Origin of the sequence: Larkinella bovis, from assembly GCF_042655385.1 — a bacterium.
Lineage (GTDB): Bacteria > Bacteroidota > Bacteroidia > Cytophagales > Spirosomataceae > Larkinella > Larkinella bovis.
In genome coordinates this window covers 1636566-1659022 of the sequence record NZ_JBHSMA010000001.1, presented here as the reverse complement: position 1 = coordinate 1659022, position 22457 = coordinate 1636566, and the positions used below count along the sequence as shown (strand labels likewise).

Annotated in this window: 16 protein-coding genes, 1 tRNA gene and 1 pseudogene; 11 read left to right on the top strand and 7 right to left on the bottom strand. The window is 52.0% G+C overall.

Annotated features, from left to right (window positions below; all coding sequences use genetic code 11):
• Window positions 1-7: 7 nt before the first annotated feature.
• The 3 genes from ACFPMF_RS06870 to ACFPMF_RS06860 are packed head-to-tail and all read left to right on the top strand — an operon-like array spanning window position 8 to window position 3433.
• A complete protein-coding gene (locus ACFPMF_RS06870) occupies window positions 8-967 on the top strand; it encodes a Stp1/IreP family PP2C-type Ser/Thr phosphatase (RefSeq protein WP_379842521.1) in 960 nt (319 codons plus the stop codon).
• 13 nt (window positions 968-980) lie between these two features.
• On the top strand, window positions 981-2753 hold the full coding sequence (locus ACFPMF_RS06865) for a serine/threonine protein kinase (RefSeq protein WP_379842518.1): 1773 nt from the start codon (window positions 981-983) through the stop codon (window positions 2751-2753).
• 44 nt (window positions 2754-2797) lie between these two features.
• A complete protein-coding gene (locus tag ACFPMF_RS06860) occupies window positions 2798-3433 on the top strand; it encodes an outer membrane beta-barrel protein (protein ID WP_379842515.1) in 636 nt (211 codons plus the stop codon).
• 100 nt (window positions 3434-3533) lie between these two features.
• Here the strand turns inward: ACFPMF_RS06860 and ACFPMF_RS06855 are convergent, their stop codons facing one another.
• Window positions 3534-4616, bottom strand: coding sequence for an SDR family NAD(P)-dependent oxidoreductase (locus ACFPMF_RS06855; protein ID WP_379842513.1), 1083 nt, complete (start codon window positions 4614-4616; stop codon window positions 3534-3536).
• Window positions 4617-4688: 72 nt separating this feature from the next.
• Window positions 4689-5657, bottom strand: coding sequence for an alpha/beta fold hydrolase (locus ACFPMF_RS06850; RefSeq protein WP_379842510.1), 969 nt, complete (start codon window positions 5655-5657; stop codon window positions 4689-4691).
• A 413-nt stretch (window positions 5658-6070) separates the two neighbouring features.
• Here ACFPMF_RS06850 and ACFPMF_RS06845 point away from each other — a divergent pair, with 413 nt between their 5' ends.
• The 3 genes from ACFPMF_RS06845 to ACFPMF_RS06835 all read left to right on the top strand — a co-directional run bounded on the left by ACFPMF_RS06845 (window position 6071) and on the right by ACFPMF_RS06835 (window position 9743).
• Window positions 6071-6460, top strand: a complete 390-nt coding sequence (locus tag ACFPMF_RS06845; RefSeq protein ID WP_379842508.1) for a T9SS type A sorting domain-containing protein — start codon at window positions 6071-6073, stop codon at window positions 6458-6460.
• Window positions 6461-6727: 267 nt separating this feature from the next.
• Complete coding sequence (locus tag ACFPMF_RS06840; RefSeq protein WP_379842505.1) at window positions 6728-9589, top strand: PAS domain S-box protein; 2862 nt, start codon at window positions 6728-6730, stop codon at window positions 9587-9589.
• A gap of 81 nt (window positions 9590-9670) precedes the next feature.
• Window positions 9671-9743: transfer RNA gene (locus tag ACFPMF_RS06835), tRNA-Lys, on the top strand.
• Window positions 9744-10202: 459 nt separating this feature from the next.
• On the opposite strand, the gene ACFPMF_RS06830 is transcribed toward ACFPMF_RS06835, so the two are convergent.
• Window positions 10203-13022 carry a putative Ig domain-containing protein gene (locus ACFPMF_RS06830; RefSeq protein ID WP_379842502.1) on the bottom strand — a complete coding sequence of 940 codons (2820 nt, stop codon included), beginning with the start codon at window positions 13020-13022 and terminating at the stop codon, window positions 10203-10205.
• Between the two features lie 345 nt (window positions 13023-13367).
• Here ACFPMF_RS06830 and ACFPMF_RS06825 point away from each other — a divergent pair.
• From ACFPMF_RS06825 to ACFPMF_RS06810, 4 genes and pseudogenes are all read left to right on the top strand, one after another.
• Window positions 13368-14118, top strand: a pseudogene (locus ACFPMF_RS06825) (IS5 family transposase).
• Window positions 14119-14252: 134 nt separating this feature from the next.
• Window positions 14253-15443 carry a sialidase family protein gene (locus ACFPMF_RS06820; protein WP_379842499.1) on the top strand — a complete coding sequence of 397 codons (1191 nt, stop codon included), beginning with the start codon at window positions 14253-14255 and terminating at the stop codon, window positions 15441-15443.
• A gap of 295 nt (window positions 15444-15738) precedes the next feature.
• Window positions 15739-16905, top strand: a complete 1167-nt coding sequence (locus tag ACFPMF_RS06815; protein ID WP_379842497.1) for a glycoside hydrolase family 43 protein — start codon at window positions 15739-15741, stop codon at window positions 16903-16905.
• A 214-nt stretch (window positions 16906-17119) separates the two neighbouring features.
• Window positions 17120-18385 carry a pectate lyase family protein gene (locus ACFPMF_RS06810; protein WP_379842495.1) on the top strand — a complete coding sequence of 422 codons (1266 nt, stop codon included), beginning with the start codon at window positions 17120-17122 and terminating at the stop codon, window positions 18383-18385.
• Window positions 18386-18457: 72 nt separating this feature from the next.
• Here ACFPMF_RS06810 and ACFPMF_RS06805 read toward each other — a convergent pair whose 3' ends face one another.
• Window positions 18458-18913, bottom strand: a complete 456-nt coding sequence (locus tag ACFPMF_RS06805; RefSeq protein WP_379842492.1) for a DUF3592 domain-containing protein — start codon at window positions 18911-18913, stop codon at window positions 18458-18460.
• Between the two features lie 732 nt (window positions 18914-19645).
• Window positions 19646-19975 (bottom strand): hypothetical protein, encoded by a 330-nt coding sequence (locus ACFPMF_RS06800; RefSeq protein WP_379842490.1) that lies wholly within the window; start codon window positions 19973-19975, stop codon window positions 19646-19648.
• Between the two features lie 407 nt (window positions 19976-20382).
• Here ACFPMF_RS06800 and ACFPMF_RS06795 point away from each other — a divergent pair, with 407 nt between their 5' ends.
• On the top strand, window positions 20383-20988 hold the full coding sequence (locus ACFPMF_RS06795; RefSeq protein WP_379842488.1) for a DUF3455 domain-containing protein: 606 nt from the start codon (window positions 20383-20385) through the stop codon (window positions 20986-20988).
• A gap of 74 nt (window positions 20989-21062) precedes the next feature.
• On the opposite strand, the gene ACFPMF_RS06790 is transcribed toward ACFPMF_RS06795, so the two are convergent.
• Both ACFPMF_RS06790 and ACFPMF_RS06785 read right to left on the bottom strand, forming a co-directional pair.
• Window positions 21063-21362 carry a chaperone modulator CbpM gene (locus ACFPMF_RS06790; protein WP_379842486.1) on the bottom strand — a complete coding sequence of 100 codons (300 nt, stop codon included), beginning with the start codon at window positions 21360-21362 and terminating at the stop codon, window positions 21063-21065.
• A gap of 88 nt (window positions 21363-21450) precedes the next feature.
• On the bottom strand, window positions 21451-22347 hold the full coding sequence (locus tag ACFPMF_RS06785; protein ID WP_379842483.1) for a DnaJ C-terminal domain-containing protein: 897 nt from the start codon (window positions 22345-22347) through the stop codon (window positions 21451-21453).
• Between the last annotated feature and the right edge of the window lie 110 nt (window positions 22348-22457).

Here is a 22457-nt window from a genome sequence, read left to right as displayed (position 1 = left end):
CAAATTCATGAAAAATCTTATCAACTATTTTTTCGGGAAAAAAGCCTCAATGGGGTTGTCAGAAGCGGAAAAAGAACCGGATACCTCTGCGGAAATAACGGAAAAAGAGCCAGCAGTAATCCCGCTTTCCTCACTGGCCGACCTGAACGCGGTGGTAGTTTCCGACATCGGAAATGTTCGGAGAAACAACGAAGATACCGGCCTGTTTGTCCGGCTGGCGGACGAAGGCATCCGGCGATTCAAGGGCTACCTGCTGTTAGTTGCCGATGGAATGGGGGGGCATCTGGCGGGGGAAATCGCCAGCCAGATGGCCGCCGAAATTGTGAGTCGCGAATACTTCCAGTACCGCGACACCATCGAAAAAAGCCTGATGCGGGCCTTTCAGCTGGCCAATCGGCAAATTTTTGACGAGTCCATACAGTCCGAACGCTTTCGGGGCATGGGAACAACCTGCACGGCTGTGGTGGTCCACGAGGAACAGCTCTATTTCGCCCACGTGGGCGACAGCCGGGCGTACCTGTTCAAAAATGGTCAACTGGTTCAATTAACGGAGGATCACACCTATGTTCGGGAGCTGTTGCGTTCGGGGGAAATCACCGAAGAAGCGGCCGCCCGCCATCCCGAGCGCAACGTGCTGATGCAGGCGATGGGCACCAAAGCCGAGATCCGGATTGACCTGGGCCGTTGCGTGTTACCGTTTGATCCTGGCGACCGGTTACTGCTCTGCTCCGACGGTTTGTATGAATACTGCCAGGAAGAAGATCTGATCCGGTTGCTCGGCCAGGAAGTCTTGCCCAACGTGGCTGCCGAACTCGTTCAGGTCGCCAAAAACCGGGGAGGACACGACAACATTACCGTGGTGCTGGCGGAACGGATTGTCGCGGGTGATGTCCTTCCTCCGCGCGAAACCCGGGAAATTGAAGTGAATGTCCCCTTGACCCGTGATATCGAACGTCCCAATGCATAACCAGAAGCTAACCATGAAAGGCCGACAGATCCACCACTACCGCATCGAATCCCAACTGGGCGAAGGCGGCATGGGAACGGTTTATCAGGCAACCGATCTGTTGCTTCAGCGGCTGGTTGCGGTCAAAATGCTCCATTCCCATCTTGTCACGCAGACGACGTTTATGGAGCGGTTTCGGAACGAGGCCCTGATTCTGGCGCGGCTGAACCATCCCAATATTGCCGTCGTCTATAATTTTCTCCAGGAGGGCAGCGACTACTTCATGGCCATGGAGTACGTTGAAGGCGACAGCCTGGAAGCCCTGATTCGCCGGGCCGGTGCGTTGTCGCCCGCCGTTGCTGCGGAAATGGTCCGACAGGGGCTGGAAGGAATGGCGCACGCTCACCGGAAAGGCATTCTGCACCGGGACATCAAACCGGCCAATCTGATGCTGACGCCCGAAGGGACAATCAAACTGATGGATTTCGGGATTGCCCGCGTCAAAGGGGAGCAGCGGCTCACGCAGGCCAACCGGATCGTCGGGACGCTGGAGTATATGGCGCCGGAACTAATTGAAGGACAGGAGCCTTCGCCTGCGTCGGATATATACGCAATGGGCGTCCTGCTGTACGAATTGCTCTCGGGTAAACTGCCCTTTGCCAGCCGCACGGACTATGAGTTGATGCGGGCGATCGTCCGGGAAAAACCGATTCCGCTCCGGAAGCTCGACGATCAGATTCCGAAAGAGCTGGAAGCGATTGTGCAGAAAGCGCTGGAGAAAAACCCGGCCAGGCGGTTTGAGGATGCCAAAGCGTTCCAGAAAGCCTTGCAACCGTTTTTTGCGTCAGCCCCGGTTCTGGATCCGGCCAGGATCGTGGCTCCGGTGCCGGTGACCGATGTACTGGACATTCAACCCCGGCGGAAACCGGTTGCTGAAACCAAAAAGGCCGTATCGCTGCTGCCGGATCAGGTGTTGCCCCGGCAACTTTCGGACTGGTTTCGGACCAACTGGGAGTTCCTGCTGGCCGGAACGCTGGTCATTATTGCCGGTACCTTCCTGCTGCTGTTGCTGTTGGAACCCACGCCAAACGGGGGTGATGTGGTTGAGAAAAAACCGGTTGGCAACGATGTGCCGACCGGACTGCAAACCACGGACTCGGTCGTAACTGCGTCGGTGGTTGCGGTTACGGTGCCGAAGGAACATAAAACGACCGTCCCGGACCCTACCCCGGCTCCGGTAGAAGAAGAACCAACGGATACCCGGCCCAAAACCGTAGTGCCCAAAAAAACGGTTCCGCTAAAGCCGAAAACGCCCCAGCAAACTTCCCCCAGGGCCAAAGAAGAAATGCCGGTTGAAACACCCAAAGAAAAACCGGCAGACCCCATTCCGAGCGAACCCGTTGAGGAACCGGTCAAACGCCCGGTTACCCGGCGTAAGGCCCTTGCCGTCCGGCGGTTGCCGGTTAAGCTGACGCTGGATACCGATTTGTCATCATCCAGTGCAAAACAGGGCCAGACCGTTCATTTGCGGGTAACGGATGCGGTTCTAAGCGACGGCGAGGTGGTGATTCGGTCGGGGGCAACGGCCTACGGGGAAGTCACCCGAATCCGGCAGGCGGGGGACGATCTGTTCCGGAAAAAAGACCTGCTCGAATTTCGGATTTATGCAGTGGACGCCATTAATGGACAACGGCTTATGTTGCGGTCGGCGACCATCAGTGAAGAGTCCAAAGGAAAGCCCGTGGTGTTCCGGGCCGGTCAAACCTTTGAAGTGCGCACGGGCGATGTCGTACTCCAGGTCAACTAATGAAGCTTTCTTATTTGATTCCGATTTTTAACCATTCCAATCTTATGCGTCCTCTTTCAATTTCCTGGATATTCTTGCTGGCCGGTTTTTTGGTGTCGACGGTCACGTTTGCGCAAACCATCCGCCAGCGCTCAACTACCGAAGGTTTTAGCCTTGGCCTTCAGGGCCATATGCTGGGCTGGTCGTCGGACTATTTTCAGTTTCTGGACGAAAGTTCGGGCAATGGCGTGGGCTTTGGCGGCCGAATCGGCTATGGGCTGAATCAGCGGTTTGAACTGTTTGGTCAGTATGATCGAACGAAAATGAACATTAAAAATATTGATGCAGAGTCATTTACTTTTACAAATGTTACCGGAGGTGTCCGGTTCAACTTTTCGGCCACGACCCACGCCCTGCGACCCTATGCCGAGGTTGGGTACGTGCTCCGAACCGGAAAACTCGACCAGGTGATCAACAATAATGTGTACGATAACATCATGTTCCGGGGCGGAGCGGGGCACCTTGGGGCTGGCCTTAATTATTTTCTGTCACTGCCCGTGGCCCTGACCCTGAACGGTTCGTTTCAGGTGGGCGGAAAGTCGAAGATCGACCTGAACGGCGAATCGACGCCCGACAAGGCCGACGTCACGACGTTCCGGATTTCGGCGGGTGTGGTGGTGTACCTGAGCGAAATTTTCTGATACCGGGTAAAACCAGGAACCCCGGTAGCGCCACTGTTGCTACCGGGGTTCTTTGGAAAATTGCTGAAAATCAGCGAATTGTTGTATACTGCCGGTTGGGCTAACTCCAGGCTTCGGCCAGGGTTTCTTTGGCTTTCGCAACCACCTGTTTGGCCGTCACAACGGCTTCCCTGACGTTGTTCAGCCCATTGATCAGGGTGTCTTTAACGTCATCGTACACCTCGTCGGCATCCGATTTCAGTTTTCCGGCTTTGTGCCGATAACGTGCTTTATCGTACGTGCTGCTAGTGTTGTAGAGCAACGCCAGCGCGGCTCCGGCCAGCACCACGGCCCCCAGACTGATGCCCCAGGCCCAGGCGGCCTTGTTATTTTTCTCTTCCGAAAGCGTTTCATCCTTCGGTTCCATGTTTTTGCGCATCATCCCCGCCAGCGCTTCCTGCGGGGTTACATACGCCATAATCTCCTGGCTTTTGTTGCTAAAACCGCCCGGAATGACTTTGTGAGCTCCTTTCATCAGGGCGTTGTAAGCGTCTTTGGCGACCACCGCCGGATCGTCAAGATTTTCCGTGACTTTCGTATGGGCCGCCCCGGCTTTGTTAAAGAAATCGGTATCGGTTGCGTTGGGCAGTAGCGCCGTAATCGTAACGTTCGTGTTTTTCAGTTCGTTGACCAGCGATTGCGTGAAGTTGTTGACGTACGCTTTCGTAGCACCGTAAACTGCCATCAACGGCATGGGCATAATCGAAACCAGCGATGCCAGATTCAGGATTTTTCCCTCGTTGCGCGCCACCATATCCTTCAGAAACAGTTTGGTCATCTGCGTGGTGGTCAGTACATTCAGGTGAATAAGCGCCTTTTCTTTTTCCCAGTCCGTGTCGGTCGCAAACAGTCCGTGAAGGCCGACACCGGCATCATTCACCAGCACATCAACGGTCAGGTTTTTCTCCCTGACCTGGTTGTAAACATCGCGGGCGGCATCCTCTTCCGACAGGTCTTTCGTAATCACCGTCGTTTCCACACCGAATTCGTCCCAGAAACGGCCACCGAGTTCGTTCAGTTTGTCGGTGCTACGGGCGACGAGTACGAGGTTGTAACCGTCTTTGGCAAACAGTTTGGCCAGTTCCTGACCGATTCCGCTGGACGCTCCGGTAATCAGAGCGGTTTTACTTTTTTGTGTATCCATAGCGTAATGTCCTATGTTGATTGCTGCCAACCTAACTGCAGACCGGGGCCGATGGTTAGAAATAATGCTGAATTATCGTAAAAAATCACCCAACGCCTTCAGAAATTGCCGGGGTTCCTGAATGTGCGGAATGTGCCCAACGCCGGGCAGTTCGACCAGTTTGCCGGTTTTAAGCTGCCGGGTGGTCTGTTTGCCCAGTTCCGGGTATAAACCGTGTTGTGCCTGTGCGGTTTTGGTCAGCAGGGCTTTGCCGACCACAGTGCGGTCTTCCTGTCCGATAATCAGCAACGTAGGCGGTTTCAGCAGCCCAAATTCGTAGCAGACCGGCTGCTCGTAAATCATCTGGTAGGTGACGGCATTCGCCCAGGCAATGGCGTTGAAATCCGGCGCTTTCAGGTCGCTGGCCTGCACCCGCACCAGATCCTCATAGTCCGGTTTCCAGACGGGATAATAACTTTTCTGGTATTGCCGATACGAGTCAGGCGTGGCCGCTTTTTCCTTCTGAAATTGCTGTTCGATGGTCTGGTAGGGAACAAATGTCTTGTAATCTTCCAGGCCGATGGGGTTTTCGAGAACCAGTTTTTCGACGGTTTCGGGGTACATCAACGCGAAGCGGGTGCCGAGCATTCCGCCCATCGAATGCGCCAGCACCGACACGGTTGTAAGGCCGAGCGTATCGAGCAACTTTTTGGTATTGGCCGCTAGCCGGTGAAAACTGTAGTGAATGTCGGGATGCGACGACTTTCCCCAGCCCACCTGATCCGGTACAATCGAACGGTAACCGTTAGCATTCAGCCACTGGATGACGGTTTTCCAGTAATACCCGTTAAAATTCTTGCCGTGCAGCAAAAGCACGGTTTTGCCATTGGGTTGTGCCGGTTTGACATCCATATAGGCCATCCGAACCGGTTTTGATTCAATGGTAAGATTCAGATAGTGAACCGGATAGGGGTATTCGACGCCGGATGATTGGGCCATCGCGACCTGAACGGACAGGCAAAGCAGCAGGAAGGGCAGCCACCGAAAACCTCGAGTTCGCATGCGGGAAACCATTTTGTTTCTAATAGCAACAACCATTCGAATCCGATGGTTTGCGGAAGGGAAAACCGGGCGTCTGGAAAAGCGCTGAAACAGGACATTGTGAGGATGTCCCGGCGGAACTCCTCAATCCGGCTAGTCACTGGAACAACCGGGCGGACGATACCGCCAAAGCGGAGGCTCCGAAAAAGCAATTTGCGGCTAATGACAGCAATACGACGCTGTTACACCGGTGGACAAGGGTGGGGCGTAAGCGGCATTGCCGTTCTTGTCCCGCTAATTGACCACTCATCCCGGTATTTTTACCGCTAAAGTACTATGTATAACAAGGTACCTTGTGGATATACTACTTTTGATTCAACCAACAGCCCTTAAGGCAGTAAACAACAAACCGGTATTCTTAAACAACAAATCGAATGAAAACGCTACTCGCTTCCGCTCTGATCGCTTTGACCTTTGTCTCCACCACGTTTGCGGCTGACGATAAAGACAAAACCGACGTCAAGTCGACTTTCCAGTCGGCGGTTTATCCGATGACCAACAGCATGAAAGTCGGGGTGAATGTTCACAAAGAAAAAGGTAGCAAAGTGAACATCCGGCTGACCAACAGCGAGGGCTACACGCTGGCCACCAGGACACTACGTAAAAACAGTGAAGCCGCAAGTATCCGGTTTGACCTGAACCAACTGGAAGATGGTGTATACAAGGTTGAAATTTCTGACGGTGCCACCAGCGAAGTGAAAACAGTTGCCCTGCAAACCAAAACGCCCGTAACGTTTTCATACCGCGAAGTCAGTATGAAATAACGAACATTCAATTGGGTAAAAACCGGCTCCGAAGCCGGTTTTTTGTTTTTCAGGCTAAAGCAGAATAGCTTTGCGAATCTGGATAATTTTCAGACAATTTGGATTCATTTGCGCGGCATAATTGTTGCTAGATTTAGTTATCCATTTCGTTATTTCGGTAACAAAATTTTTGCTTGTACCTCAGCGTGAAGGGCTGTTTATACTGAATCCGAAAGCCTGGGTGGGACGATATGGGTATGCTTTAGTTCATTGAATGTTAAAAGTTCTATGTCCCCAATAGAAAACCTCGAACGCCAACTTGCCATCGAACAGGCGGCACGGCGGCAGGCTGAGGCCCTTCTGAGTGAAAAATCCTGGCAGCTTGACGAAGCCAATGCCCAACTGCATTGGCTCAGGGAGCAATTGAATCCGTCTTCGGCGGAAGCTTCTCAGGCCTTACGGAAGCGTGAAAAGCTATACCAGCAGGTAGTCGAATCGGTTCAGGACATTATCTTCAAGACGTCTATTGACGGTTTTTTTACCTTTGTCAACCCGGTGGTTGAGTCGCTTCTGGGTTATACCGAAGCCGAAATTATCGGACTGAATTTCATCAATCTGATCCGGCCCGACTGGCGCGCCCGGCTGGTTGACTTTTATCAGACAATGATCCGGACGGGTCGTCCGGGTACGTATATTGAATTTCCGGTGAGCGCCAAGAACGGCCGGACGGTCTGGATTGGGCAGACGGTTCGGATTATTGCGGGAGACGATGGCGTTCCGGAACTGGTGGCCGTTGCCCGCGACATCACGGAGCGAATCATCAATGAAGATAATTTCCGGACCACCCAGGCCCGGTTAACGTCCCTCATCCAGAATCTGCAAACTGGCGTGTTAGTCGAGGATGAAAACCGTAAGATTATCTTGGTCAATGCGTTATACTGCGACTTGTTCGATGTCCCGCTGAAGCCGGAGGAACTGGTTGGGCAGGATTTTGTTCAGTTGGCCAAACCACCCAAAGAGCTTTTTGCCGATCCTGAACAGTTTATCAGTCACATTGACGAGACATTTCGCCCAAACGAGACGATTGTTAATGAGAGCGTTCGGCTGGTGGATGGCCGTGTTCTGGAGCGCAATGTTATTCCCATTTTTCTGGAAGGTCAGTACCGGGGGCATCTCTGGCAGTATACCGACATTACGGAGCAACACCGGGCCGAGGAGATGATTCGGCGAAGCGAAGAGAAATACCGGGGCATTATGAACCGGATGGAGCTGGGATTGATCGAGGTCGATAACAACCAGGTGATTCGGCGGGCTTATGGTCGGTTTTGCCAGATGGTGGGTTATACGGAAGAGGAATTGGTCGGTCGGCGGGCCGACAAACTGCTGGTACCGCCGGAATTTAATGAGTTTCTGATCCAGCAGCAGCAATTTCGCCGGTCCGGCGGAGCCAATTCGTACGAACTGCAACTGAAGCGGAAAGACGGAAAACCGATCTGGGTACTCATCAGCGGAGCCCCCATTGTTGACGAAAACGGGAACGTTACCGGCTCGATGGGGATTCATTACGACATCACGGAGCGGAGGCAGCTCGAACAGGAAGTAGCCAGGGCCAAACAGATTGCGGAGGATGCGCGCCACACGGAGAAGCAGTTTCTGGCCAACATGAGCCACGAAATCCGAACGCCACTCAACGCCATTCTGGGCTTTTCGGCGCTGCTGGAATCGACGGCTATGAGTTCCGATCAGAAGGAATTTGTGGATAACATCCGGACGGCCGGCAAGAATTTGCTGACGATTGTCAACGACATTCTGGATATTTCCAAAATTGAAGCGGGTATGTTGCCGTTGGAGAACATTCCGTTTAGTATCACCTCCCTCGTAGACTCGATCCGGACGATGCTCGATTCACCGGCTTCCGAGAAAAATCTGTACCTGACGGTTTCGGTGGACCCGGAATTACCGGCGGTGGTGCTGGGGGATCCGACCCGGCTTACCCAGATTTTACTGAATTTGCTCAGTAATGCCATTAAGTTCACGAAACAGGGCGGGGTAAGTCTGCGTATTGTAAAACAGGAAGCGATGGGCGAAGACGTCCGGGTGCGTTTCACGGTCGAAGATACGGGGATCGGAATGGAGAAGGCGGTTTTGCCCCATATTTTTGAACGGTTTCGGCAGGCCAGCGACTTTACAACCCGCTATTACGGGGGAACGGGTCTGGGGCTGAACATCGTAAAGTCCCTGACGGAAATGCAGGGTGGCTGGGTGAAGGTAGAAAGCAAGGTAGGCGAGGGGTCGGTTTTTACCCTGGAAATTCCGTATAAAATAGCGCCCCAGTTACCGGAACACGAAGTACCGCTCACGTTCGATGCTGCGGACGTCGGATCGCGGGAAGTGAAAATTCTGGTGGTGGAAGATAATGTGATGAACCAGCGGCTGGCGCTTCAGGTGTTGGGCCGGTTGGGATATACGGCGCAGGTGGCCGAGAACGGTCAGAAAGCGCTGGACTGGTTGCAGCAGGAACCGTTTGATCTGGTGCTGATGGATATTCAGATGCCGGTGATGGATGGATATACGACGACAACCCACATTCGGACTACCCTGAGAAGTCAGATTCCGATTATTGCTATGACCGCCCACGCCCTCGCCAATGAGCGGGAGCAGTGTTTGCGGGCGGGCATGAATGATTTTATACCCAAACCGTTTCAAATTGAAGAGTTGCAGCGGATTATGCGGAAATATTCGCCCGCGGCACCTTCCAAAGTACACCCTCAAAAACCGTATATGGCACCAAATCCTAGTTTCTCGGTTGAACCCCTGCTTGATGCTGTGGGCAATGACATGGATTTTGCCGGAGAAATGATGACGTTATTTCTCCACCAGACGCCGAACGAAATTCGGCAACTGCGCCAGTTGCTGGACGAAGGCGATGTGATTGCGATTAAACGCCTGATTCACACCCAGAAAGCCGTTATTCAGACATTCGGCCTAAACGAAGCTGCCCGCCTGATCATTGCGGCCGAAACCGTGATTGCGGATAAAAAACCGATGGCGGACCTTACCGTGCTTATTGAGCAATACATCCAGGTGCTGGAAGCGGAGCTACCGGCCATCCGGGCGGTTTTGGAACATAATTTCGGCGAAGGGATGTAGCCGTTTTTAGAACAGATCCCTGATTTATTTGTTTTCTTCCCGGAACAGATTAGTTTCGTACCGGTGTTCGCCCACCAGTTCGACTCCGTAGCTCAGTTGGTAGAGCAACTGACTCTTAATCAGTGGGCCGACAGTTCGAACCTGTCCGGGGTCACTTGAAAGTCAAGAGGTTACAGCTTTCCCTGTAACCTCTTTTTGTGCTGGTTTACACAACTCGTATATTTTCAATAACAATACCTTTAAATTTGGGTGGCCAAACGTAGTATTGATAGGTTCATCTCGTATCTGTTTGGGCGGCTGGGTTGAGCCTGGGTTTGATGGGGGCGAATAGAGGGGGCTGAACGCTGGCACTGCTTCATTTCACAGTCTAAAAATCTAAGCCATAAAGTATCGCCAGGCCCCAATAGGCGTGGCTCATCCCACAACCAGGAAAAACTTGCATACCGAACCGGTAGGGGATTCTGAGCCCAAAACCGGGTAGGAAGCGATCAAACAGCTCGTTAAGCGGCTCGTCAATCTGCCTGTATTCAAAGGGATTCTGCGGCCCTCGAATTAAAAAGCAACAGAAAGGCGCCGATCATCGACCGGCGTCTTTACTTTCAGGTTAATTACTCTACTGTTTCAACACCTTCAACATGACGCTTTTCAATCTACTCGTCACCTGCAGTAACATCAGCCCTGCCGGTTGCTCACGGACGGTGAAGGTCTGCTGCTCAACCGGGCTTGCTCCTTCGATCTGCCGCTGATGGAGCAGCCGCCCGCTGGCATCGGTTAGCTGCAATCGCAGCGATTGCCCTTCTGCCCCTCGAATTTCTACTTCGAGTTGATCCCAAACCGGATTGCCAAGCACCCGCACCTCAAGCTCCGCTCCGGTTTCGGCTGATAACCGGGCCGGTGCACACTGGTAGGCTTTGGCTCCTCCTTTCAGCTCATACGTTGAGCCTAACACCCTCGCCCGGACCAGCGTCCCGCTGCTTACACTGCCCGGCGGGCTGAAGTTGTAGGCATGAGCCCCATTGCCTTTGCCCGCATCTTTCAGATCGGGGCGGTAGATGTTGGCCACGGTGCTGCCTAAAACCGTCCTCGATCCCTCCAGATAAAATTCCACCGTCAAAGGAGTGTTGGGCTTCTTGCGATCCCAGACCCAGCCCCGGATACCGCCACAATCCAACTTGTCCAGATAGCCTTCAAAATCACCGGTGACGGTGGTGGACAAGGCCGGCGTAACCGTCAGGGGAAAGCTGACGCTGTTGGTTAGGGGGCTAGCCCCCGTAGCTTCGGTTGCCGAATAGGCCAGCACAAACGTGCCCGCTTCCGAGGGTGTGCCGCTGATGACGCGGGTGGTTTCGTTGAGCGTTAAGCCAGCGGGCAAGTCGCTCAGTTGGTAGGTCAGCGGTTGGCCTTCCGGGTCGGTGAATGCCACCAGGGTGCCCGAAAAGGGCACCCCCACCTGAGCTGTCAGCGGGGCCACCAAAACCGTGGGCGAAGGCGGCACCGGGGCTTTGTTGCCGGGACTGCTGCTGCCCTGACAGATCAACGCCTTGGGGGAATCTTTGAGGATGAAACTACCGCCACTGACGCGGGCGGTGAGATAATGGGGTTTACCATCCTTGAGGCTATCGGGAATGCTCCACAGAAAAGCGTGTTTGCCGTTACCTTTGCCCGCCGTTTGTAAATCCGTTCGAAAGACATCGGCCCGCAAGGTCGCCATCACCTTCGGCCCATCGAGGATCTCAACCGAAACGGCGGCATTGGGTTTGTTGCGATCCCAGGCCCAGCCCCGGAAGCTGCTGCAATCGGCGCCGTAGATATAGCCATCGAAGCCGCCCGTCACCAGCGGAGGAATGATGGTGACGGTGAAGGTACCTGGCGGGCTGGTGCATTCGCCAATGGTGCAGGTGGCCGAGTAAATCAGGGTGGTGGCCGCATCGGTGGGCACCGGAATAGTCGTGCCGGTGCCGGTAATGCCGGTGGAACTCCGCCAGGAGAGGGTTCCTCCTTCACAACCTGACACGGTTAGGGCCACAAAAGGGGTATTTTGCAGAATGGGCTGGGTAACTGAGGGGGGGAAGCTCATGGCCGCTAGCAGACTTCCCTGAAACTCATAGGCTCCGATGTCGATCCGGCCATTGTTGTAAAATCGGGGGTTGCCGGCTAGATCGGTGGAGCCGCTGGTGGTGGGGGTGCTGGCCGGATCACCGGCATCGATGGCGGGGGAGCAGGCTGTCAGCCGCAGGTCGGTTTCGCTGACGAAGGGTAACCGGTCGGTCGTTTGGTTTCCCTCGCCCTCATAGCCCGTCACCGAGGTCTCGAAAAGGCAGTAATGTGCCGGTATTTTATCGTTAAACAGATTCACAAATGTATTCTCGCCCCCATTGTTCCAGAAAATACAGTTGATCAATTGCGTGTTCTGGATCCCTTTCCCACTACCCTCGCTCCCGATAGCTCCACCAGAACTCTTCGCCGAGTTGTTGATGAAACTACAATTTATGATCCGTGTATTCACTGTGCCAAAGTGCATAAAACTATTGATAGCTCCACCACGGCTATCTGCCAAATTGTGAATAAAACGACAATTAATCGCTACAAAATCAATAATTGCGTCATATTCAATATTTGATACGGCTCCACCTCCACCAAACCAGGAGTTGTTCTCAATAAAAGTACAATTGATTAACTGTGAGCCACTGGTGCCATTATCAGTGCCTGTACTGCGTATAGCCCCACCCCATTCGTCCCAGTTCTTGATAAAAGTACAATTGCTCAAAATCGGGTTACAATACCCCCCATTACCCCCCCAGTTAAAGATGGCTCCCACATTATCGATAAACCAACAGTTCCGAACAGTAGGAGTACAGCGATCTCCTTTATTTATGGCTTCGTTGTACATGCCTGCCCCATCACCTCCATCGCCCCCGGTGATGACAAAACCGTCAAGTACGGCACTGGTGTTCAAATTCAGCCAGGTCCAGTTGCCTATAATACGATTTGTGTTGTCATTACTTACGCCCGGTTCTCCAATATCTCCACTCAGTGTCGTGCTGGAAGGCATGCTCAGAACCGATGGACGCTGACCCAACGTGTTCTCCATGCCTACAAAACCGCCATAAATCGCCACATGATTGCGCATCGAGAAAGAGGCCTCTTGATCCCCATTCTCGGAGGGTTTATAGGTGCCGGCTGCCACCCAGACCTGCACATCCTGGTTCCCATTGGCCTGCGAATAGGCGCTGGCTTCTTCAATGGCCGTTTGCAACTGCGTCCCTGCATAGGCCTTGTCCCAGGAGGAACCGTCCTGCGTCACGTCCCCGCCATTCGGAGTTACGTAAAAGATTTTCTGGCTAAAGGCGTTGAAGCTGGTCAACAGCATCAGGCTGATGAACAAACCGTAAACCGCAGCGCCAGGTCTGTAAAATCGTAGAGAAGTTATCATAGGCAGCAGGAATTATAGAATGGAAAACGCCGGTAAATTCCGCAATCGGCTGCAAAGCGGCTATCAATTTTCGTCCAATCTCTATCAGTTTTCGTTCAACAACCCGAAATAAGCTGCTTATACCCTGAAAGATGGCGGCAAACGATAGAATCCCATCCGGACGAATTTCAACGATAGGGGAGAAGGCGGTCTCACCGATCAGACCTGAAAAACGAGATCGAAGAAGGCAACAAAGCCTCTATCATCGTTGGCCCGGATGGCAAAAGGTGACCGGAGATGGAAGGTGATTGTCTTAGGGCGTGTTGACAATTAGGTAAATATAAATCTGTCTTGCAACTTTGTTGGATGCGACGCTATGAAATTACAGATCAACAATGGCAAGGGTTAGCTCCTTTTTTGCCCGGAAAAGCGGGTGATGTGGGATGCACAGCCACCGACAACAGAGTCTTTATCAACGCCATACTGTGGATCGCTCGAAGTGGTGCCCCTTGACGGGATTTGCCCGAGCGCTTCGGCCCCTGGAATTCCGCCTATCGTCGGTTCCAACGCTGGGCTAAAGCCGACATCTGGAAGCGTATCTTTGACGAGTTGCAGGAACCTGACTTGGAATGGTTGATGATCGACTCGACTATTGTGCGGGCGCATCAACACGCAGCGGGTCAAAAAAAAGTAACCCTGCCCAAGAGTGTTTAGGACAATCCGTGGGTGGGTGGAGCACCAAGATGCATGCCACGGTCGATGCCTTAGGCAATCCGTTGCGCATCATTCTAAGCGTGGGACAACGAGCCGATATTACTCAGGCAGAAGCCTTACTTGTTGATTATAAGACCGATGCCGTATTGGCTGATCGGGGTATGATGCCGACAAGATGATTAATTCCTTACGAGAAGCACAAATAGAAGTTGTCATACCGGCTAAAAGAAATCGACTTGAACAACGCCCCATTGATGAGAACCTTTACAAGGATCGTAACAAAGTCGAGCGGTATTTTAATAAGTTGAAGCAATATCGGCGAGTGGCTACTCGCTATGACAAGACCGCAAGTTGCTATACCGGGTTTATTCATTTGGCATCAGCTATGATTTTGCTCCTCTAATTGTCAACACGCCCTAGTGATCATTTGTGTGGTTGTCAATTTCAAGCCAGCTATTTGAGTCGGTTATGCCTGTTTAAACAGAATTCGTTTTTATGAAAAACAACAACTTTATTCATTTATTTGCCGCATTTTCAATGCTGTCTTTTTGCGGTATTCTCCCGGCTAATGCCCAAAAGGCGGTCAGGAATGTACAGCATTCCATCATCTATCACCAACCCGGACGTTTTGTGGGCTGGCCGGCCAATGGGGGAGGATTTATCTACGAAAACGATGAAATCGTGGTCGGCTTTACCGAAGCAAAGTATAAAATATCGAACAGCCACAATGGTGAAAAACCATTTTTAAGTTGGTTAGGACGTAGTACGGATGGCGGGCAGACGTGGACGACGGAAGATCCGGCCCAGTATGTCGGTGATTTTGGGGATACGCCCGATCTGAAGCCGGTTTCAACGCCAATTGATTTTAAGCACCCCGGATTTGCGATGCGGGTGGTGGGTGCTTCGTATCATGGCGCCGAAGATGGACGAGCGCACTTTTTTTATACGTATAATAAAGGGAAGACCTGGCAGGGACCGTTCAGCTTTGGCGATTTATTTCAATGGAAGGAGCTTTCGAACATCGGGCTGGATGAGTTATCGCCCAGAACCGACTATGTGGTGAACGGTAAAAATGAGTGTTTGTTGTTTTTCTCGGTCCGCAAAGCCAACTCCTTCGGGTCAGATCGTCTTTTCTGCATCAAAACGGTTGACGGAGGGAAAAGCTTTGCTTTCCAGGGCTGGATCGTGGGCCCGGCCGGTTCAAGCGGGAAGTACACGAAAGTGAAATTGTTTGATGACGACCGCAAAAATCCATACGCCAATGAATGCCGGGCGGTGATGTCGCAGTCGGAACGGCTGAGTGATGGGACGCTGGTATCGGTCATACGCCGGAAGTATGTGACAAAGGACAAGCAGGAACTTCACTGGATAGATGCCTATTCGTCGACCGACGGTGGTAAAACCTGGACCTTTACCTCGAAAGTGGCTGATACGGGAGCCTATAACGGAAACCCTCCCGCGTTTACGATCACCAAAGATGGTCGCCTTTGCGTCGTGTACGGAGAGCGTGATCACGGAACGATTCGGGTTGTGTACAGTTCCGATAAAGGGAAGAGATGGACTGAACCGCAGATTTTGATGGACGGTTTTTGGTCGGAAGACATGGAACTCAACGACCTGGGATACCCAAGGGTCGTTCGTCGGAAAGATGGCAAAATGGTAGCCATGTATTATTATTCAACCAAAGAGCACTTGCATCATTTGCGGGCCTCCATCTGGATGCCCTGATGACCGCTATAACCCAATCAGGCAATTGATAAAACGCCTGGACATCCGTCGCCCGGGGGCGTTTCCCCATTCACCAGATAGCCGGCCAAACCGTCTGGTCCAGACCCGTTTATCCGGCATGGCAATGGAGGGATGCGGTATTGTTCATAAAAAATAAAAAAAACCGGCTTACTCGGCCGGTTTTTCGTTTCTCAAATAGTGTAATTTTATCATTCATCTATACCCTTTCTAACCCCGTCTTTCGTTTTATAACTGACGGAAGCGCAGCTAGCCACCCCATGATTCCATCATTCCAATGAAACGACTTTTTTTCCTGATTTTAGGCGTCATCTGCCTGTCCTTGCGCCCCGGCGTGGCGCAAACCAAGCCGGGCGTGACCACCGATAAAGCCACATTTTCCAACCCCTTATCCGTGCAGTTAGGTGATCCCTACATTCTGTTTACGAAGGGCACTTACTACTTATACGGCACGGGCGGTGGCGCTGACAAAGGATTTGTTACCTATTCATCCCGCGATCTGGTGAACTGGAAACCGGAAGGACAAGTCTATTTTCACGATAATAAAAATAGCTGGAGTGACCCAAAGGCCAGTTGGGATGGGGCCTATTGGGCCCCGGAGGTATATGAAGTAAACGGCCGGTTTTTCCTGTTTTACAGTGCCCAGTGGAGGGTTAATCCGACCCGGGAAGTGGAAAATTTCCGCATTGGGGTAGCTGTCGCCGACAAACCAACCGGCCCTTTTATCGATCTGGCCAACAAACCCATTTTTGATCCGGGTTATCCCATCATCGATGCCAATGTCTTTTTTGATCCCAATGGCAAAGCCTATTTGTATTACTCGCGGGCCTGCTACAAACATCCCGTAGAAAGCGAAGTGGCCGATTTTGCCCGCCAGAAAGGCTGGTTCAAGGAGATTGAAGAAAGCTGGGTGTATGGTGTCGAACTGAAACCGGATTTTAGCGGGGTGATCGGTGAACCCGTTTTACTCCTGCGCCCACCGGTTCGACTCAGTGACAGGCAGGCCGAATGGGAAAGCCGATCGGTAACGGCCCGCGAAGTCAACCGGCGCTGGACGGAGGGATCGGTTACATTTAAAAAAGACAACCTGTATTACATCATGTATTCGGCGAATCATTTTGGCGGTCGCCATTATGCCATCGGTTACGCTACGTCGGCATCCCCATTGGGACCGTTTAAAAAAGCCGCCAATAATCCGATCCTGCAACAGAATACCGCCCGGGGAGGATCGGTAACGGGCACCGGGCATAACAGCATTACCTACTCGCCCGACGGCAAGGAGATGTTCTGCGTCTACCACGGCCGGACCGCCAAAACCGGGGAGGAGCGGGTGGTTTTTATAGACCGCATGCACGTGAAAAACGGAATCATCACCGTCTCAGGGCCTACCACCACGCCACAAAAACGGCCCTCGGGCGTACCCGCAGCCCGGCAGAAACCGTAATTCATACTCGTCGGATGGTCCTAGCGGTAGCATTTCGCTGATAGATCGTTATCAATTGCCGACGCTGATCAATGGGCCGAAGTAACGGATGCCTATACCAATAATGGGGTCGAATTAGGTGAGCCTAACCAAAAAGAATTGCTACCTTTCCCCGTCCGCCATCAATTCGAATCCCAAACGGGTCCAAAATTTCGGTTATTAAAACATTCGGAACATGACATTGCGTATCGTTTATCTACGGTTGCTCAGCTTGCTGGTGCTTTTAGGGTTGGCGGTTTCCGGAAATGGCCAGGAGCTTGCTTTTCCGGGGGCCCAGGGCTGGGCTTCCACCACGCCCGGCGGCCGGGGAGGGAAAATCATCCGGGTTACTACCCTGGCCGATAAAGGACCGGGGTCATTTGCGGAAGCCATCGCCCTGGCGGGACCCCGGATCATTGTTTTTGAAGTGGGTGGGATCATTGATCTGAAGGGCCAGATTCTGAGCATCCGGAATCCCTTCCTGACGATTGCCGGACAAACCGCCCCTTCACCCGGTATTACCTTTATCGATGGCGGCATCAATGTGTACACCCATGACGTGGTGATACAACACATCCGGATCCGGCAGGGAGCTTCCAGACACGAGAAAGGATGGGAGCCAGATGCCCTATCAACCATTAGCGCCTACAATGTTATTATTGACCATTGTTCCTTTACCTGGGGCGTCGATGAAAACTGCTCGGCTTCTGGCCCCCGGTTTGATGGCGCTACCCCAGATGAATGGCGTAAAAATACCTCCCATCGAATTACCATGAGTAATAATATCATTGCGGAAGGGTTGAGCCAGTCGACGCATTCCAGAGGGGAACACTCGAAAGGAACGCTGATTCACGATAATGCGACGGATATTGCTATTCTGAACAATCTGTATGCGAGCAATCAGGACCGAAATGCCCTGTTCAAAGGCGGGGCCAGAGCGGTATACGTGAATAACTACATTCATAATCCGGGCCGCATTGCCGTTCGGTATGGACTGGTCAATGCCGAATGGGAAGGACATCCCCACGAAAAAGGCCAGCTTACCATTATTGGAAATGTCATGCAACACGGCCCCAGCTCGTCGGATATGCCACTATTTCTCATGGCGAATGGCCCCTGCGAGGTCTATATGGCGGACAATATCGCGAAAAATAAAAAGGGGGAGGATGCCAGGCTTTTTGCCGGCGATAGTGCAAAACTAGTCAGCCAAAGGCCCATTTGGTACGATGCGATCCGCCCCCTAAAAGCAGCAGCAGTTAAAAAAAATATCCTGAAAAATGTGGGCGCAAGGCCGTGGGACCGGGATGAAAACGACCAGCGGATCATTTCCGACGTCCTGAACATGACGGGGAAGGTCATTGATTCGGAAATGCAGGTGGGCGGGTATCCGGTTTTCAAGCCTACCCAAAAAGCTTTTCAGGAGAAGGAGTGGAATCTCAAGACGATGACCCCAAAACGGTAACACAATTCGATTTCCCTGCCATCGATTACGATCAGGCTCTTTGGTTATGGTCATCCGAAACTTTCTTACGGGTTAATAAAACGCTTGGACGTATAACAGCTGGGTGACTTGGAGCAGTCCCAGGCAACTGAGGAGTACAATAGCCAGCCCGAATAACATCCAGGCAATGCCCGACATACCGGTTTTTCGCCAGGTGCATTTTGCGGGTTGCTCGGGTAAAAACCGAAGTGTTATTTCCTGCCCCACGGTAAACGGTTGAAAAAGAAATCGGTCGGACTCCACCTGGTATTGCTGGCCATTAAACGAATACGAAACGATGGGATAAAGGCTTACCTCGTTTTCACTTAGGTCCCTGTCTTCCCGAATTTCAACGACCTTTCCCCGGACCGATTGCCCGCGCCGGCGAAGGGCGCGGAAAAATAAAATGGTTTTATAGCCATGCCAGATCGATAGACATCCACAAAAAAGAATAAGGCCGAGCAGAACAAGAGAAACCAGTGTAAAGCCAATTTCCTGATGATTTTCCATATGAGCCAGCGGAAGGAGGATTTATGGGGTAAAATTCGTTTAAATCCGCATGCAGTAAAATCGGGGAACTCCTGTAATTGGCCTATAGGAAAGTCTGTATTTCAAGCATTGAAGTGAAAAACCGGATCGTCTTGCGAACAAAAAAGCCACTGTCCAGGAGACAATGGCTTTCGAAGTAACTTAACCTAAACTAGATAGGTCAAAGGTCGTTTTTTGGTTGAATTTGCGCTGTCCTTTTTGGGAATGAAACTGTCAATTTTGGGTCAAAAAACATAACCCGGCAATGGGTTGCCGGGCCTGTCTGCTTACCATCTCTATTTTGGCAATCTATTGCCTGATGGAATGACAATTTTTATGGGGAAAGTACGTAGTCGAAGGTCCGGAAAATTTGATGCCGTAGACAGGGTTCCCAAAAAACAGGATGATCGGACAAAACTCTTACCACTTTGATGGTTTCGCGGGGGAACGGATTGACGAGTTGGCTGATTTCCCCGTTTCAGTCGGGAAATGTCCCGTATTTGGGGCGAAAGATTTGGCGATTTCGTCCTGATCACTAGGTTTGTAGCTGTAATAACGATTGTAATTTTAGCAAAGAGCCAGGCGGTTGACCTGGCTTTCTTGTTTTGTTGCCCGGTTGCTTCGTTCCGTCCGACTGCGGTTTTAAAAACCGCAACCTAGGAAAGACTTTTGTCTGATAAGTAAGGGGCTGCCAGGCTGGTTTTCAATACCGGTTTAGAGTTTCAGGGGTTTGCTCAGGCTGACCGGACTCATCAACAACTTCTCCAGGGTATCGAAAAACCAGACGCTATAGGCTTTCACAGTCCGGAAATATAAATCAAATTCCCCTTTGTGAAAGAACAGGATCAGCCGGTCGAATGGGATAGGGAGTTGATTGTCAAGCGCGTACCGGACCACGGCCCCGACAACCCGAATGAGCCGCTCCTTGTTGTCGGTGGCAAAGGTCTCGTTCCAGTGGACAAAATGCTGGTCGCGGATAACTCCAAAGTCAATAAACGTCTTTCTGAAATCATGTAATTCTTCTTCCAACGTGGCAGGGTTCATGGCCAAAAAAGTGATTTGTGGGTATCTAAAAAAGGGACTGGCTGAACGGATAAGACAGCCACCGCTCTGCACAACGTAACCCCACATAGACTGCTTTTAATAAATACAATTTTATACAAAAAAAATGCCAGAAATTGTTTTCTGAACAGTATTTAAAGAAAGAAGGTGAAGGAGTTAATTCGAGCCAATAAACTGGATGGGCGGGCTGCCAAACCGGATCGGAAGTCCCGTTAACCGAACAACAGGGGCACCCGTTAAGCGGCTAAACGGGGAAGCGGTGCTGAACTAAAGAGAGCGATAGGGTACGGTAGCCTGAAAGTAACCCCCTGAAGCTTCCGGTTTTTGATTGCAAAAACCGGACTTTTGTGCGGTTTTAATCCGTATCAAACACAAATACTACGTACGAAATGACTTCAATTGCTTTCTTCCGGAAAAGCTGCGGGATTTTTCTGGCCGTAACTGTAATGGCTTGTACCGATCATTTGGAACCGCAAGCCGAATTGCCTGTTGTTCTTATTCAGCAAAGTGAACCGTTGACGATTCCCGCTGCCATCGACCTACCGCCCAATCTGCCGGCGGGGAACGCGCGGGTAGCGACCTATTTTGCCCGCGGTGTCCAGAAATACAAGGCGCAGGAAAAGGCGGGCAGTAGTCCGGTTGCGTACGAATGGGTGTTTGTGGCTCCCGAAGCCGATTTGTTCGATGCCACCAATGCAAAAATAGGAACTCATTTTGCCGGACCTTCCTGGAAGCTGGCGACCACTGGCGATCTGATGGTGGGGCAGGCATTTTCGCCGGCCAAAACCGCCAGTCAGGATGTGAACAGCATCGACTGGCTGTTGCTAATGCCAAAGTCGGGAACGTCGCCCAGTGGTATTTTTCAGGAAGTAGACTACATTCAGCGGATAGCAACCCGGGGCGGTAAAGCGCCCGCAACTCCGCCGGTCAACGCCCAGGAAACCGCCGATGTCCCCTATACCGCCATCTATCGGTTTTCGAAGAGCAATCCCTGATCGGCCCGGATGGACAACCGGACGACGGCTCCACCTTCGCTCAAAACCGGGATGATAACACCGGAAAATCGGAATCAGGACGGGCTTTCGTACAGACTTAACTGGTTTTTCAGTTGTTTGATTTCGACCTGCATGGTTTCAATTTTCTGCAGCAGATGGCTGATGGCATCAATCCCGTCGAGGTTAATGTTCAGTTCGTAATACAGATTGCTGAATTTTTCGATGGCCTGCAACTGATGGAGCGGGATACATTTTGATTCCTCGACCACCACCAGCTCAATCAGGCCGTACTCTTCCAGCGAAAAAACAAACGTTTCCTCGATCATGTATTTCAGGCAATACTCTTCGACTCGAATCACATCTTCCGGTAGCATAACGAGCTGGCTTATAGTTGGTTAATTTTTTAAGGGTAGGGCTCTGGTCGTAGGGTCAGGGTTTGTCCGTAAATGGGAGCCCATAAACTCAATCAACGGATTGGGATAATTCCCGGAATAACGCCTTCTGTCTGTCGGTCAGCCCGGTCGGTATTTTAATGGAATACGTCACATACAGATCGCCGAACTGACCTTCCTGTTTGTAAACCGGAAACCCTTTGCCTTTCAGCCGGACTTTGGTGTTGTTCTGGGTTTCGGGGGCCACTTTCAGTTTTACTTTCCCGCCCAGTGTATCGATGGTGAGGTCTCCGCCCAACACGGCTGTGAACAAATCGAGCTCGACGGTCTGGTACAGGTCGTTATTCAATCGCTTGAAAACCGGGTCGTCGGTCACCACAAACGTAATGTACAAATCGCCCGCCGGGCCGCCACCTGCGCCCGTCCCGCCCTGTCCTTTGAGCTTGATAACCTGGCCGTCTGCAATTCCGGCGGGCACCGTAATCCGGATATTTTTTCCGTTGACCGTCAGGGTGTGCTGGTGGGTCTGGTAGGCTTCGCGGAGGCTGATGCTCAGTTCGGAACGGTAGTCCGGCCCCCGAAACGCGGCTGAGCGGCCGCCCCCCCAGCCACCGGGCTGCTCACCGAAGAAAGACTGGAAGAAATCTGAAAAATCGCTGCCGGAGAAGTCGCCCTCCGAAAACCGCTGTCCGCCCGATCCGGCGTACTGACCCGACTGCCGGGCCTGCTCGAACGATTCGGCATGTTGCCAGTTTTCGCCGTACTGGTCGTATTTCTTCCTTTTTTCGGGGTCGCTCAGCACTTCATTCGCTTCGTTAATCTGCTGAAATTTAGTGTTGGCTTCCTTATCGTTCGGGTTTAAATCCGGATGGTATTTCCGGGCCAGTTTCCGGTAGGCTTTTTTCACATCCTCGGTGGAAGCACTTTTGTCGATACCGAGAACCTGGTAATAATCAATAAAGGCCATAGCATTGTGCTGCGAAAGGGCGAATGGAATCGTCGTTGAAATTACCTTACCGAAACGGTCCCCGTACGGTTTTGTTCAGCCGGAACAGGCCGTTGATGCACCCCACCGAC